Consider the following 13,868-nt stretch of genomic DNA (forward strand, 5'->3'; position numbering starts at 1 on the left):
TTAAAGTTTAGTATTCTCATCATTCTTAATTCTGAAAAATTATAACTATTTTTCAGAATCATTTTTTTAAATACGATTCATGCCATTGTCAATTAAAAAATTCTTACCCCACGTATTAGTTTTATTAGGTTTTATAGTCATTTCACTAGCATATTTTAGTCCTGTTTTAAAGGGAGAAGCTATTTATCAAAATGATATTGTGCAGTATATTGGCATGAGTAAACAGCAAAAAGACTTTAAAGCCAAAACAGGGGAAGAAACGTATTGGACCAATAGTGCTTTTGGAGGGATGCCTACGTATCAATTGGGTGCAAAATATCCGCATAACTACATTAAAAAATTAGATTTAAGCTTACGGTTTCTGCCACGTCCGGCAGATTATTTATTTCTGTATTTATTAAGCTTTTATGTGTTTCTATTGGTGTTAAAAGTTGATTTTAAACTTGCAGCTTTAGGCGCACTAGCCTTTGGGTTTTCTACCTATTTAATTATAATTTTAGGAGTTGGGCATAATAGTAAAGCGCATGCTATTGCATATATGCCATTGGTTTTAAGTGGTATTTTATTGGTTTTTCAAAAACGATATATCATTGGTTTTTTGCTAACTACTATTGCAATGGGACTAGAGTTAGTGTCTAATCATTTTCAAATGACGTACTATCTTATGTTTCTAGTTATCATATTAGGAATTGCTTATTTAGTAGATGCTTACAAAAAACAAATGTTGCCTCATTACTTTAAATCTGTTGGGATTTTAGTTGCTGCAGTGGTTTTATCGGTAGCATTAAATGCTACTAACTTTTTAGCAACAAGTGAATATGTTAAAGAAAGTAAACGTGGTAAAAGCGAACTTACTATTAATCCCGATGGTTCGCCTAAAGAAATCACAAATGGTTTAGATCGCGATTATATAACCCAGTTTAGTTATGGCATAGTAGAGACCTTTAATTTATTTATACCTCGTTTTACTGGGGGTGGAAACTCAGAAGATGTTGGTAAAGAATCTGCAACCTACGAAGCATTTAGGAAACTAGGAGCAACCACAACTCAAGCAGCACAAGAAGCTAAGCGTGCGCCAACATATTGGGGCGATCAACCTATTGTTGAGGCGCCTGCTTACGTTGGGGCGGTTATTTTATTTTTATTTGTTTTTGCATTGTTTTTGGTAAAGGGGCGTTTAAAATGGTGGCTTGTTGGCGGCACATTGCTGTCTTTATTATTGTCCTACGGAAAGAATTTAGGCTTTTTAACAGATTTGTTTATTGATTTTGTGCCGCTATATAATAAATTCCGTGCAGTTAGCTCTATTCAGGTAATTTTGGAATTATGCGTGCCGGCTTTAGCTATTTTTGGGTTAGTGAGACTGTTTAATGACCATGAAAGTAAAGATGTTAAGCTTAAAGCCTTAATGTATTCGGCAGGTATTACGGCTGGTTTGGCTTTGATATTTTTGTTATTTAAATCGTCTTTATTTGATTTTGTTGGTGTAAACGATGGTTTTTATCGTCAAAATTATGGTCAAGATTTTGTTGATGCCTTAAAAATGGATAGAAAAGCAATGTTTACAGCAGATACTATTAGAACTTTAATTTTAGTATTATTATCGGCAGGTACTATTTATTTCTTTCTAACAGATAAATTAAAAGAAAAATGGGTTATTGTAGCTTTTACGGTATTGATTCTTTTTGATTTAGTGGGTGTTGATAGGCGTTATGTGAATAATGACGATTTCGTTTCTGGAATTAAGATGAGTAAACCTTTCCAAGCTAGTGAGGTTGATAAGTATATTTTGAATGATAAGAGTCATTATCGTGTTTATGATTTAGTTTCGGGTCCGTCAAAGCCGTCATATTACCATAATTCTTTAAATGGCTATAATGCTGCTGAGTTAAGACGTTATCGTGAAGTATTCGATTTTTATATTTCTAGAAACAACATTAATGTGCTTAATATGTTGAATGCTAAATATATTGTGGCACAGGATGAAGAGGGAGGAGCTTTTCCTTATAAAAACGAAAGTACAAACGGTAATGCTTGGTTTATAAGTACTTTGGAAGAAGTAAAATCGGCTAACGATGAAATTAAAGCTTTAGATAGTTTAGATTCTAAAAATAAGGCGGTTTATATGAGGCCGGAATTATTAGATGGTAATATTAAAGGTAGGTATGTCGTAGATTCTTTGGCGAGTATTAATTTAAAAGCGTTTACCCCTAACTACTTAAAATATGAAACGAATAACTTAAACGATGGTTTCGCGGTGTTCTCTGAGATTTATTATCCTAAAGGTTGGAAAACTTTTATCGATGGAAAAGAAACAAATCATATGCGAGTAAACTATGTTTTACGTGGCATGCAAATTCCTAAGGGAGTACATACTATAGAATTTAAGTTTGATCCAGACGTGGTTAAAACGGGTAGTAAAATAACATTAGCTAGCTCCATTTTATTAGGTTTATTAATACTTGGTGGTTTGTTTTATGAGTTTAAGAAAAATAAAAGTGTCTAAAAAAACGCTAATTATAACGTACTATTGGCCACCTGCTGGGGGGCCTGGTGTACAACGTTGGTTGAAGTTTGTTAAATATTTACCAGATTTCAATATCGATCCAATCGTTTTTATTCCAGAAAATCCTAATTACCCTATTGTTGATAAAAGTTTGAAGCTTGAAGTATCAGATAGCGCAACTATCATTAAATACCCCATAAGTGAACCTTATAAATGGGCGGGTTTATTCTCGAAAAAGTCATCGAATACCATTAGTAAGGGGATTATTTCCAACGAGAAGGAGCAGTCGTTAATTGAAAAGGTTATGCTTTTTGTGCGAGGAAATTTTTTTATTCCAGATGCTAGAGTGGGCTGGGTGAAGCCATCAGTATCCTTTCTTGCAGATTATATAAAAAAAGAAAATATTGAATCTATTATTACTACGGGGCCACCACATAGTGTGCACCTTATTGGTCTAGAGTTAAAACAAAGGCTAGATGTAAATTGGTTAGCCGATTTTAGAGATCCATGGACAACTATTGGTTATCATAAACAATTAAAGTTAATGCCTAGTTCTGCGGCTAAACATAAAGCTTTAGAGAAACAAGTTTTAAATACTACAGATCAAATTATAGTTACAAGTTTTACTACTAAAAAGGAATTTCAAGCACTAACTAATAAACCTATCGAGGTTATTACAAATGGCTATGATAACGAAGCTCAAATAGATTTTAATATGGATTCTAGGTTTACTTTGTCTCATATTGGCTCTTTATTATCGAAACGAAATCCGGAAATATTTTGGCAAGTACTTAAGGATTTGGTTGCCGAAAACTCAAGTTTTGCTAAAAACCTACAACTAAATTTTGTTGGATTTGTTAGTAATAAAGTGTTAGATTCTATTAAGAATCATGGTTTAAGTGATTATATAAATAATATTGGTTACGTATCGCATAAAGAGGCTGTTAGATATCAAAAACAGTCTCAAATTTTGTTGTTAATAGAAATAGATTCGGAAGATACGAAGTGTATTGTTCCTGGTAAGTTGTTTGAGTATATGGTTTCAAATAGACCGATTGTGGCAATTGGTCCCAAAGAGTCTGATGTCCAAAAAATCATTCAAGAGACGAATACGGGGCACTATTTTAATTACGATCATTATGACTCGTTAAAAAGAATTATCTTAGAGCATTATAAGGCTTTTCGTAATAATGAGTTGCAATCACATCCAATTGGTTTGCAAAAGTATCATAGAAAAGCGCTCACTAAATCCTTAGCTAATTTATTATAATGGGCGTCGTTGCAACACAATCCTTTAAGAATATTATTTCAACCTATTTAGGGTTTTTTATTGGCGCTATAAATACATTATTTCTTTATACCGAATTTTTAACCGATGATTATTACGGCATGGTTGGCTATATGCTTTCCTTGGCTTATGTTATTATGCCATTAATGTCTTTTGGTATGCATAACACTTTGGTTAAATTCTATTCTACATTCAAAACAAGAGTGGCACTAAATAGCTTTTTAACGCTTATGCTAATATTGCCTATTTGTCTTATACTACCATTAGTATTGATTGTCTATTTTAGTCATGATGCTATTGCTGATTTTTTATCGAGTGAAAACGAAATAATAAAAGGTTATTTATGGCACACCTTTATAATAGCGATTGCTTTGGCTTATTTTGAAGTGTTTTTTGCTTGGGCAAAAGTGCAAATGCAAACGGTCTTTGGTAATTTCATGAAAGAAGTCTTTCATAGGGTAGGGACCATGTTGCTTTTATTTGCACTTCATTTTGAGGTTATTAGTTTAGAGCAATTTATGGTTGGACTTGTAGTGGTTTATGTTTTACGAATGTTAGTTATGAAAATTTATGCCTTTAGTATAAAGTTTCCAGTAATTACATTTAAAAAAGTAAGTGGGTTAAGTAAAATTTTAAAGTATTCCGCATTAATTATTGTTGCTGGATTAATAGCTACTCAGCTTTTAGATATTGATAAAGTTATGATGGGGCAATACCTTAATCCGATGCGAAATATTGCCTATTACAATGTAGCTATTTTTATTTCGACGGTAATAGCGGTGCCCCAACGTGCTATGCATCAATTACTATCACCAATGTCGGCTAAATATTTAAATGACAAAGATTTCCGCGCTTTGGCGGATTTATATAAACGGAGCTCGTTAAGTTTGTTTGTAGTAGGTGGTTTAATTTTTTTATTAATTATCTTAAATATAAACCAATTATATCTTATTATAGATGAGGAATACAGTGTGGGTTTGTATGTTGTGCTTTTAATTAGTGTTTCTAAACTTTACGATTCGTTATTAGGAAGTAATAATGCAATTCTTTTTAATAGTGATTATTATAAGTTAGTATTGATTATTGGCGTCGTTATTATTGCCGTCATGATATTATTAAATATTGTATTTATACCTCTTTATGGAATAAATGGTGCTGCAATAGCTACGTTTATTGCAGTTTTTCTTTATAATTCGATTAAACTGTATTTTGTTTACAGGAAATTTAAAATGTTTCCGTTTACACTATCTACCTTTAAAATTGGACTACTTTTGTTGGTAAGTGCTTTATTGTTTTATTTCTGGGAGTTTCCTTTTCATCCCATTGTAAATATTGGGATAAAATCGATTTTAATTACCATGGTTTATGTTTTTGTAATCTATAGATTTAATTTATCTGATGACATTTCAATGGTTATAAAAAAGTATTTAAAGTTTAAGTAAGTGTTTGGTATTTCCGCGGTAGCGAAAACAATTTTAACGAGGGTGTTAAAAAAAGGAGATTTCGGCCTCCTCAGAAATGACTAAAACCTACTTAAAAAGAAAACCCCCACGAAGCTGCTTTGAGGCGAACTTTCCGTAGGGATTTTCAAACTAACCAACCAAAATTGTTATGATCGTCTTCTTGTGGATGTCGATCTTGTATTATTGCTAGAATTACTTCTATTTTGCGTTGCTTTTGGTGTTCTGTTTTGAGCTGACTTAGATACAGTGCGTTGTAACGTTGATTTAGGCTTACTTACAGTACGTTGAGCTACTTGAGTATTTCTAGTATTATTATTGTTTCTATTATATGTACGAGTAATTGTGGTTTTTGGTTTTTGAACTGTTGTAGTTTTTTGATTACTTGCCACTGTATTAATTCTTGAACTCGTTCTATTACTGATGTTATTTGTGTTTCTAGAGGTTCTTCTGCTATTATTTATTTGAGAATTATTTCTAGAAGTTGTTGTTCTTATAGGTTCTCTTTTGGATATTTCCCGCTTTGCGGTAGGCGATGTAGTTCTTCTTGAATTGCTATTTGTTGTGCTATTAGCACGTCTGCTTGTTTGTCTTTTTACATCACTATTAGTTCTGGTGTTTCTGCTTGCAGTATTATTAATGCGTCTTGCGGTTGTGTTGGTACTAGCAACAGATCTTCTAAAGGTCGTACTTCTATTAACTTGCCTTATATTTTTTTTACTTCTATTTACTGTTGCATAACTTCTGTTTCTAGAAATAATATTTCCTCTTCTAGTTGCAATAGCGGTTCTTGGTCTGTAATTGTTGTAAAATGGTCTGCTGTATGTATAACGTACCGGATTATAATATTGTCTATATGGTCTGTTGTAAACCACACAGTAATCTCTAGCAGGGATGCTGTAATATCTGTGCCATGGTCTGTAAACATAACTTCTGTTGTAAATATTGATATACCCCGTGTAGTGAGAAAACACATTGTTCCTGTAATATACATTTAAGCCACCAATACGATTTATATAACCAAAATTGTTGTAATAAATGTTAACGTTTCCTGCTTGACTAATACGACCGTAATAGTCATAATAAATAGGGATATTTTCAATTTGAATAATGGCTCCAAACTCATCGTATTGTACGTAAGCGTTATAATCGTAACCTGAATTAAAGCTAATATTTACGTTGCGGGTATTGATATTTACACCAAAGGTTGAATTGTTTCTAATTAAATTGAAATCGAATTGTCCATCTCTAAAAACAGAAAACTCTACACCATCTACATTAAATATGAAAGAGTTGCTATAACCTCCATAATATGTTGTTGATTCATTTGCATTTGTTTCAGTATTGGCTGCATTAGCAGTAAAGCCTAATAGGAGTAATCCTGCTAATAAAAATATAAACTTATTCATAATTGTAATTTTTTATGGGTTACTGTTTTTGTAATTACAACCATCGTGCCAAAAAAAAAATACCAGGTTTGAAGCCTTGTAAACATTGACGAAATAAATGAAATCTGTTGTGAAATATTGGTGGTTTAATTAGAGTTTCAACAAAAAAAACATAGAACTTAGCATTTATAATGTAAGGTGGTTAGTTTATAAATGACTTTAATTAAAAGTAATTCTGAAAAAATGGAAATTATTAGAAAATTTAACGAATTAATAAATAGACACTTTCTTGAAGAGCACGATATTTCGTTTTATGAAGCACAACTAGGTTTAAAGCCTAAGTATTTAAGTAAATTATCTAAAAAAAAACGATGCACCACCGCCATGTCAAGTGTTACTGCAAAAGCAAATTTCTTATAGCCAAGACCTATTAATAGACACCGACAAGAACATTAAAGAAATTGCTTTAGAGATGAATTACCAGGATGAATACTATTTTAGTAGAATATTTAAAAATAAGACAGGTATGTCGCCTTCCGAATACAGATTGTCTAAGTTGTGAACCTTTATCCATTGTTTGGGCGTGTTGATCCCTGTAGCTTTGTATCATAATTAATAAACACAAAGAAAATGAAACAATTTGTAAAACATACCTTAGAAACAGCTCCTGAAGCATCAAAGGCCAATTTAGAATATGGGCAAAAAAAATACGGCATGCTTCCTAATCTTTTTAGGTATATGTCTGGTGCGCCAGCAGCTTTGGACGCTTATATAAATCTGTCTAAAATTTTTAACGATACAAGTTTTTCTGTAGGCGAGCAACATGTAATCATGTTAGCGGTAAGTGTTGTGAACAAATGTGATTACTGTACTGCGGCCCACTCAAGAGCATCAAAAGCAAATGGAATTTCATCAACTATTATTAATGCTATTAGAAAAGGGAAGACGTTGCCAGATGTTCGATTAGGTGCCTTGGTAGAAATATCTCAAAAAATAACGGTGACTCGTGGGAATGTTAAAGCAGAAGATTTGGCGACGTTTTATGAGCAAGGATTTTCTCCTGAAAATGTTATGGAACTTATAGTTGGAATTTCCATTAAAACGATTAGTAATTATATTAACCATATTACAGAAAATATAATTAATGATGAGTTGAAGCCTTTTGAAGTAGGTAAGGATATTGAAGAATAAATATTATAAATAAAAAACCTCGAAGCCTTACAACTTTGAGGTTTTTATCTTTAACTAAACAAACTAATCTCAAAAAAATTATCTTTTATAATTATTGTAATATTTTACTTGTCCCCGTGTTTTAACAATATGCCCGTTACGGTTATATTCCACTTTTAATCCACCAACTTTTTTTAAATCGCCATGTTTTCCTCTTTCGTAGCTCATATTAACAGTGCCTGCGCGAGTTATACGTCCGTAGCGATCATAATTTATGTTTACAAGACCTATACGTTTTACCTTACCGGTTCTATCTCTGGTTATTGTTAAGTTTTTACTAGGGAAGTAGGTGTATTGTATGTTGGCGTTTGGACCTCGGTAGTTAGCATTGATATGGTTTCTGCGTGTATCTCTACTATATGATGTGTTATAGAGGTGTTTTGAATTTTTTGCGTTAAATTCAAATCTACCATTTGAAAAAATTAAAAATTCGACACCATTTTCGATAAACTTAATAGGTTGCGATAGGTGATTACTTTTACTCTTTTCTAACTTTGTTGTTGCTTTATTCTTATTGGTTTCTGTTGCTGATGCAGTTGTTAATCCTATCAACAAACTTGCGCATACTAATAATACTCTTTTCATAATTTTAGGATTTTCTTTTGGCCTACTCTTTAGCTTTTCGGCTTTCGCTTTGGATTGATATTTTCAATTTACGTGCCAAAAAATAGGGTGCATGACTGTATTAACTTAGTATTAACAATGTTTTTAATGTTAATTAGTTGGATTTTAATCTGTTGCGTTTTTGAGTTAAAATAGGGTTGTTGTGTTTATTAAGAAGAGTTTACTTTTTTTATTGAAGAAGTCGTATTCGGAGATGCACTTTTGTAGAAAATAATTAAGTATAAAGTATTAGTTTATAGGTTTAAACTGAAACTTTGCTGATTGGTGCGTTAGGGATTGAGCAATTGTTGGAGCTCCTCGAAGAGAGCGACTTGTGAAAGCCCGACCCTTGTGGTAATGCTCAAATAATTAAAAATAATTATAGTTTTTCCTTTAAATATTTACCTATTTGAGATGCTTTAATATTAGAAATTTCCTCTGGAGTCCCCGTTGCTACTAAATTTCCGCCTTTTTCGCCGCCTGTAGGACCCAGGTCGATAATATGATCGGCGCATTTAATTAAATCGATATTATGCTCTACAACAATGATGGAATGGCCCTTTGCAATAAGGGCGTTAAAGGATTTTAATAGCTTTTGAATATCGTGAAAATGCAATCCGGTTGTAGGTTCATCGAAAATGAATAGAGCTTTTTCTTTATTGTTTCCTTTTCCTAAAAACGAAGCCAATTTAATACGTTGCGCTTCGCCACCAGAAAGCGTTGATGAGCTTTGGCCTAATGTGACATAGCCTAAGCTAACATCTTGTAGTGGTTGTAGTTTATTTTTAATTTTGGTTTGCTCTGTTGCTTCAAAAAATGTAATGGCATCGTCGATAGTGGCGTTTAAAATATCGTCTATATTTTTATCGGCAAATGTAACTTCTAGTACTTCTTTTTTAAAGCGTTTTCCTTTACAGGTTTCGCATTCTAGATGCACATCGGCCATAAATTGCATTTCAATGGTTACTTGACCTTCACCCTTGCAAGTTTCACAACGTCCGCCATCTACGTTAAACGAAAAGTGTTTTGCTTGGTAATTTCTTATGGTGCTTAATTTTTGTTTAGAAAACAGAGCACGAATATCGTCGTAGGCTTTGATGTAGGTAACCGGATTGGATCTTGAAGAGCGTCCAATTGGATTTTGATCGACAAATTCGATGTGATTTATGTTGCTAAAATTGCCATTTAGTTCTGTAAACTGTCCTGGTTTATCTCCAAAATCGGTAAGTTTTTTTTGAAGTGCAGGGAACAATATTTTTTTTACTAAGGTACTTTTTCCGCTACCTGAAACTCCTGTAATTACGGTTAGCATGCCTAAAGGAAAGCTAACGTTGATGTTTTTTAGGTTGTTTTCGCGAGCGCCAATGATATCCACATGGTATTTTGAGGTTCTTCTTGTCTTTGGGACCTCAATTTTTAGCTCTTCGTTTAAATATTTGGCTGTTAAGGATTGTGATGCTAAAATATCGGTATAGGTGCCATCTGCAACCACATGCCCACCAAAAGTTCCTGCTTCGGGGCCGATATCGATAATGTATTCGGCGGCTTTCATAATATCCTCGTCATGTTCCACCACAATAACCGTATTTCCTAAATCGCGCAAGGATTTTAAAACTGAAATAAGGCGTTCGGTATCTTTAGGGTGTAGTCCAATACTAGGCTCGTCCAAAATATACATGGAACCCACCAAGCTGCTTCCTAGTGATGTTGCAAGGTTTATACGTTGGCTTTCACCACCAGAAAGGGTATTGGATTTTCTGTTTAGCGTTAAATAATCTAATCCAACATTGGTTAAAAATGATAACCTGTTATTTATTTCCTTTAATAATCGGTTTGCAATTCGAGTATCGTAGTCGTTTAGTTCTAGTTCTTTAAAAAATGCAGTAAGTTTTTCTATAGGCATTTCTACCAAATCGGTAAGTGTGGCTCCCGCTATTTTTACATAATCTGCTTCAATACGTAACCGTTTGCCATTACAGGTTTTACATTTAGTTTTTCCGCGGTAACGTGATAGCATAACGCGGTTTTGAATTTTATAGGCTTTAGATTCTAACTCGGCAAAAAATGAGTTTAAGCCTTCAAAATATTTGTTTCCTGTCCAAATTAATTGTTTTTGCTCCGTACTTAACTCAAAAAAAGGTTTGTGAATTGGAAAATCGAATTTATGTGAGTTATTTACTAGCTGGTCTTTATACCAACTCATGCTTTCGCCTCGCCAAGGAAAAATGGCACTTTCGTATACAGAAAGCCCGGTATTAGGAATAACTAAATCTTCATCAATCCCAATAATATCACCATAACCTTCACATTTTGGGCATGCACCGTAAGGGTTGTTGAAGCTGAATAAATGTACGTTAGGTTCTAAAAAGTTAATTCCATCTAATTCGAACTTATTACTAAATTGACGTTGTTTGTGGTCGTTTAAGGTTTCGATAATACATTCGCCTTTACCTTCAAAAAAAGCGGTTTGTACAGCGTCTGCTAGTCGATTATAGAAATCTTCTTCTTTTTTAGTAATAATTCTATCTACTACCAGTAATATATTGTCTTTTTTGGAAATAGATTGGACCTCGTCAATTCTTAAAACTTCGTCCTTAACTTTTATACGTGCGTAACCTTGCTGTTGTAATGTTTTTAATTTGTCTTCTATGGTCCGTCCTTCTTCTAAGTAAATAGGAGCAAGGAGGAGAAGTTTTTCTCTTTCGGGGAATGCCTTTATGTACTCTAGAACGTCTGTAACAGTATCTTTTTTAACTTCTAAACCAGAAATAGGTGAGAAGGTTTTACCGATTCTAGCAAATAAAAGCTTTAAGTAATCGTAAATTTCGGTAGTAGTACCTACTGTAGAACGTGGATTTGTAGAATTTACTTTTTGTTCTATGGCAATAGCAGGAGCAATGCCTTTTATATAATCTACTTTCGGTTTGTTTAATCGCCCTAAAAATTGACGCGCATAACTAGATAGACTTTCTACATAGCGTCGCTGACCTTCGGCATAAAGCGTGTCGAAAGCTAAACTTGATTTCCCTGAGCCTGACAACCCTGTTATAACCACTAATTTATTTCTAGGAATAACAACATCGATATTTTTTAGGTTATGCAATTTTGCCCCTTTTATAATGATGTTTTCTTTTGGGTTAACTTCGGAAAGATTAGTGTTCATAGGATATTTATGGAAATAATTTGTAAAGATAATACAAGTGGACGAGCATAAAAAATAACCGTTTGTCGAATAAATAGTTAAAAAAAATACGATTTATTGTTTTTTAGGAACGATTGTTGTTATATTTGATACTTATAAAAACTTCATAAACACGTATCTATAGCATAAAATTACTTTTAAACTTAATAACCCCCAAGTAACGAGGTTTTATCTCGTGCATTAAAAGTGAACATTATGCAACAAGAACTTAATACGGATGCGACTCTAGTAAGTAATTACATTAAAGGTGATGAAAGCGCATTAGAAATTTTAATTAAAAGGCACAAACAGAGAATTTACAGTTTTATTTATTCAAAAGTATACGACAGAGATGTTGCTGAAGATATTTTTCAAGATACTTTTATTAAAGTTATTCGTACCCTAAAACGTGGTGCTTATAATGAAGAAGGTAAGTTTTTACCATGGGTAATGCGAATTTCTCATAATTTAGTAATTGATTTTTTTAGAAAAAACAGCCGCATGCCTAAATTTGATAATACAGGTGAGTTTAGTATTTTTTCTGTATTAAGCGATAATAGTTTGAATGCTGAGAAAACGATTATTAAAGAACAGGTGGCGAATGATGTAAGGCGATTGGTTGACGCGCTACCTGATGACCAAAAAGAGGTGCTTATGATGCGTATTTATAATGATATGAGTTTTAAGGAAATATCAGAAAGAACCGGGGTAAGTATTAATACTGCTTTAGGGAGAATGCGTTATGCTCTTATTAATTTACGTAAAATTATAGATAAGCATAATATAGTATTAACCAATTAATGCAATAAAGTAAATAATGTTTCGTTTTCTATTTGAATTAACCTTTTAAATAGATAAAATGGAAAAAATTTACTCTGAAAATTCTTTAAATAATATAGAAAATCTTGAACCAAAAGAAGAAACGGTTGATTTTCTTCTAAATTACTCAAAAGCTTTAAGTGTTATAAAATGTAAAAACATGAAGTTTGAAGCACTTCTAAATTAAATTTAAGTAAGTCCTGGTAAATATTTATATATCAGGACTTTTTAGTTTTGTAATACGCGTCTAATACCGATTGTCTACCAATTGTTTTAGTGATAATATCTTTTTCTAAATCCCAACCTCTTGCTGGAGAATATTCTCTACCGTACCAAATAATTTGAAGATGTAAATCATTCCATAATTCTTTAGGGAATAAACGTTTAGCATCTTTTTCGGTTTGTGTCACGTTTTTTCCATTAGTTAAGTTCCAGCGGTACATTAGTCTGTGAATATGAGTATCTACCGGAAACGCAGGGACCCCAAAAGCTTGAGACATAACCACACTTGCTGTTTTGTGCCCAACCGCTGGTAATTCCTCTAAAGCATCAAAACTTTGCGGCACTTGACCATTGTGTTTTTCAATTAATATTTTTGATAAGCCGTAAATACCTTTGCTTTTCATAGGTGATAAACCACAAGGTCTAATAATTTCTTTAATTTCTTCTACCGACATTTTAACCATATCAAAAGGGTTGTCAGCCCGTTCAAAAAGCAAAGGTGTTATTTGGTTTACGCGAACATCAGTACATTGTGCTGATAGTAAAACAGCTATTAACAGGGTGTAAGGGTCTTTATGGTCTAATGGAATTGGTATTTCTGGATAAAGTTTGTATAACGTGTTAATAACATAGTTAACCTTCTCTTTTTTAGTCATAAATTGTATTTTTGTAAAAATCAAAGTTAAGACTATGAATACACTAAAACAAGGTGATGCCGTTCCTAATTTTACGGCAAAAGATGAGCAGGGAATTGATATTTCGTTGAGCGATTATAAAGGAAAAAAACTTATTGTGTTTTTTTATCCTAAGGCAAGTACGCCGGGTTGTACGGTTGAGGCTTGTAATTTAAGAGATAATTATGCAGAACTTAAAGCCCAAGGCTATGAATTGTTAGGTGTAAGTGCAGATTCAGCAAAAAGACAATCGAATTTTAAAAATAAACATGAATTTCCATTTCCGCTTTTAGCCGATGAAGATAAAACGGTAATTAATGCGTTTGGTGTTTGGGGGCCAAAAAAGTTTATGGGTAGAGAATATGATGGAATTCATAGAATGACTTTTTTAATTAACGAAGAGGGGGTTGTAGATCGTGTTATTGAAAAAGTAAAAACTAAAGATCATGCTGCACAAATTTTAGAAAACTAATTTGCGTTTACAGAATAAAAAAAAA

13 protein-coding genes are annotated in these 13,868 nt (G+C 32.9%); 9 read left to right on the forward strand and 4 right to left on the reverse strand.

Going from position 1 to position 13,868, the window contains the following annotated elements:
* Positions 1-79: 79 nt before the first annotated feature.
* The 3 genes from ABJM36_RS02795 to ABJM36_RS02805 are packed head-to-tail and all read left to right on the forward strand — an operon-like array spanning position 80 to position 5,236.
* A complete protein-coding gene (locus ABJM36_RS02795) occupies positions 80-2,506 on the forward strand; it encodes a YfhO family protein (protein WP_348448948.1) in 2,427 nt (808 codons plus the stop codon).
* The gene (locus ABJM36_RS02800) at positions 2,478-3,776 is read left to right on the forward strand and encodes a glycosyl transferase family 1 (RefSeq protein ID WP_348448950.1); all 1,299 of its coding nucleotides are present in this window, start codon (positions 2,478-2,480) and stop codon (positions 3,774-3,776) included. The genes ABJM36_RS02795 and ABJM36_RS02800 overlap by 29 nt, the downstream gene beginning before the upstream one ends.
* Complete coding sequence (locus tag ABJM36_RS02805; protein WP_348448952.1) at positions 3,776-5,236, forward strand: polysaccharide biosynthesis C-terminal domain-containing protein; 1,461 nt, start codon at positions 3,776-3,778, stop codon at positions 5,234-5,236. Before ABJM36_RS02800 ends, ABJM36_RS02805 begins: the two co-directional genes overlap by 1 nt.
* A 167-nt stretch (positions 5,237-5,403) precedes the next feature.
* On the opposite strand, the gene ABJM36_RS02810 is transcribed toward ABJM36_RS02805, so the two are convergent.
* Positions 5,404-6,663, reverse strand: coding sequence for a hypothetical protein (locus ABJM36_RS02810; RefSeq protein WP_348448954.1), 1,260 nt, complete (start codon positions 6,661-6,663; stop codon positions 5,404-5,406).
* Positions 6,664-6,855: 192 nt separating this feature from the next.
* On the opposite strand from ABJM36_RS02810, the gene ABJM36_RS02815 reads away from it, so the two are divergent.
* The 3 genes from ABJM36_RS02815 to ABJM36_RS02825 all read left to right on the forward strand — a co-directional run bounded on the left by ABJM36_RS02815 (position 6,856) and on the right by ABJM36_RS02825 (position 7,833).
* The gene (locus tag ABJM36_RS02815; protein WP_348448956.1) at positions 6,856-7,062 is read left to right on the forward strand and encodes a hypothetical protein; all 207 of its coding nucleotides are present in this window, start codon (positions 6,856-6,858) and stop codon (positions 7,060-7,062) included.
* Complete coding sequence (locus ABJM36_RS02820; RefSeq protein ID WP_348448958.1) at positions 7,034-7,204, forward strand: AraC family transcriptional regulator; 171 nt, start codon at positions 7,034-7,036, stop codon at positions 7,202-7,204. Before ABJM36_RS02815 ends, ABJM36_RS02820 begins: the two co-directional genes overlap by 29 nt.
* A 68-nt stretch (positions 7,205-7,272) precedes the next feature.
* Positions 7,273-7,833 (forward strand): carboxymuconolactone decarboxylase family protein, encoded by a 561-nt coding sequence (locus tag ABJM36_RS02825; protein WP_348448960.1) that lies wholly within the window; start codon positions 7,273-7,275, stop codon positions 7,831-7,833.
* Between the two features lie 78 nt (positions 7,834-7,911).
* Here ABJM36_RS02825 and ABJM36_RS02830 read toward each other — a convergent pair whose 3' ends face one another.
* Positions 7,912-8,457 carry a hypothetical protein gene (locus tag ABJM36_RS02830; protein WP_348448962.1) on the reverse strand — a complete coding sequence of 182 codons (546 nt, stop codon included), beginning with the start codon at positions 8,455-8,457 and terminating at the stop codon, positions 7,912-7,914.
* A 397-nt stretch (positions 8,458-8,854) separates the two neighbouring features.
* Positions 8,855-11,638, reverse strand: a complete 2,784-nt coding sequence (gene uvrA, locus ABJM36_RS02835; protein ID WP_348448964.1) for an excinuclease ABC subunit UvrA — start codon at positions 11,636-11,638, stop codon at positions 8,855-8,857.
* A 234-nt stretch (positions 11,639-11,872) separates the two neighbouring features.
* On the opposite strand from uvrA, the gene ABJM36_RS02840 reads away from it, so the two are divergent.
* A complete protein-coding gene (locus ABJM36_RS02840; RefSeq protein WP_348448966.1) occupies positions 11,873-12,457 on the forward strand; it encodes a sigma-70 family RNA polymerase sigma factor in 585 nt (194 codons plus the stop codon).
* A gap of 58 nt (positions 12,458-12,515) precedes the next feature.
* Positions 12,516-12,662, forward strand: coding sequence for a hypothetical protein (locus tag ABJM36_RS02845; RefSeq protein ID WP_348448968.1), 147 nt, complete (start codon positions 12,516-12,518; stop codon positions 12,660-12,662).
* Between the two features lie 31 nt (positions 12,663-12,693).
* Here ABJM36_RS02845 and nth read toward each other — a convergent pair whose 3' ends face one another.
* A complete protein-coding gene (nth, locus tag ABJM36_RS02850) occupies positions 12,694-13,353 on the reverse strand; it encodes an endonuclease III (protein ID WP_348448970.1) in 660 nt (219 codons plus the stop codon).
* A gap of 34 nt (positions 13,354-13,387) precedes the next feature.
* On the opposite strand from nth, the gene bcp reads away from it, so the two are divergent.
* Complete coding sequence (bcp, locus tag ABJM36_RS02855; protein WP_348448972.1) at positions 13,388-13,843, forward strand: thioredoxin-dependent thiol peroxidase; 456 nt, start codon at positions 13,388-13,390, stop codon at positions 13,841-13,843.
* The last annotated feature ends 25 nt before the right edge of the window (positions 13,844-13,868 follow it).

This window comes from Algibacter sp. (assembly GCF_039977455.1).
In the GTDB taxonomy this organism is placed as follows: domain Bacteria; phylum Bacteroidota; class Bacteroidia; order Flavobacteriales; family Flavobacteriaceae; genus Algibacter_B.

What these genes read in the sequence shown, in the direction of transcription:
- ABJM36_RS02825 (WP_348448960.1), top strand. Translation starts at nt 7,273, where the DNA reads ATGAAACAATTTGTAAAACATACCTTAGAAACAGCTCCTGAAGCATCA.
- ABJM36_RS02805 (WP_348448952.1), top strand. Translation starts at nt 3,776, where the DNA reads ATGGGCGTCGTTGCAACACAATCCTTTAAGAATATTATTTCAACCTAT.
- uvrA (WP_348448964.1), bottom strand. Translation starts at nt 11,638, where the DNA reads ATGAACACTAATCTTTCCGAAGTTAACCCAAAAGAAAACATCATTATA.
- nth (WP_348448970.1), bottom strand. Translation starts at nt 13,353, where the DNA reads ATGACTAAAAAAGAGAAGGTTAACTATGTTATTAACACGTTATACAAA.
- ABJM36_RS02840 (WP_348448966.1), top strand. Translation starts at nt 11,873, where the DNA reads ATGCAACAAGAACTTAATACGGATGCGACTCTAGTAAGTAATTACATT.
- ABJM36_RS02845 (WP_348448968.1), top strand. Translation starts at nt 12,516, where the DNA reads ATGGAAAAAATTTACTCTGAAAATTCTTTAAATAATATAGAAAATCTT.
- ABJM36_RS02800 (WP_348448950.1), top strand. Translation starts at nt 2,478, where the DNA reads ATGAGTTTAAGAAAAATAAAAGTGTCTAAAAAAACGCTAATTATAACG.
- bcp (WP_348448972.1), top strand. Translation starts at nt 13,388, where the DNA reads ATGAATACACTAAAACAAGGTGATGCCGTTCCTAATTTTACGGCAAAA.
- ABJM36_RS02795 (WP_348448948.1), top strand. Translation starts at nt 80, where the DNA reads ATGCCATTGTCAATTAAAAAATTCTTACCCCACGTATTAGTTTTATTA.
- ABJM36_RS02815 (WP_348448956.1), top strand. Translation starts at nt 6,856, where the DNA reads ATGACTTTAATTAAAAGTAATTCTGAAAAAATGGAAATTATTAGAAAA.
- ABJM36_RS02810 (WP_348448954.1), bottom strand. Translation starts at nt 6,663, where the DNA reads ATGAATAAGTTTATATTTTTATTAGCAGGATTACTCCTATTAGGCTTT.
- ABJM36_RS02830 (WP_348448962.1), bottom strand. Translation starts at nt 8,457, where the DNA reads ATGAAAAGAGTATTATTAGTATGCGCAAGTTTGTTGATAGGATTAACA.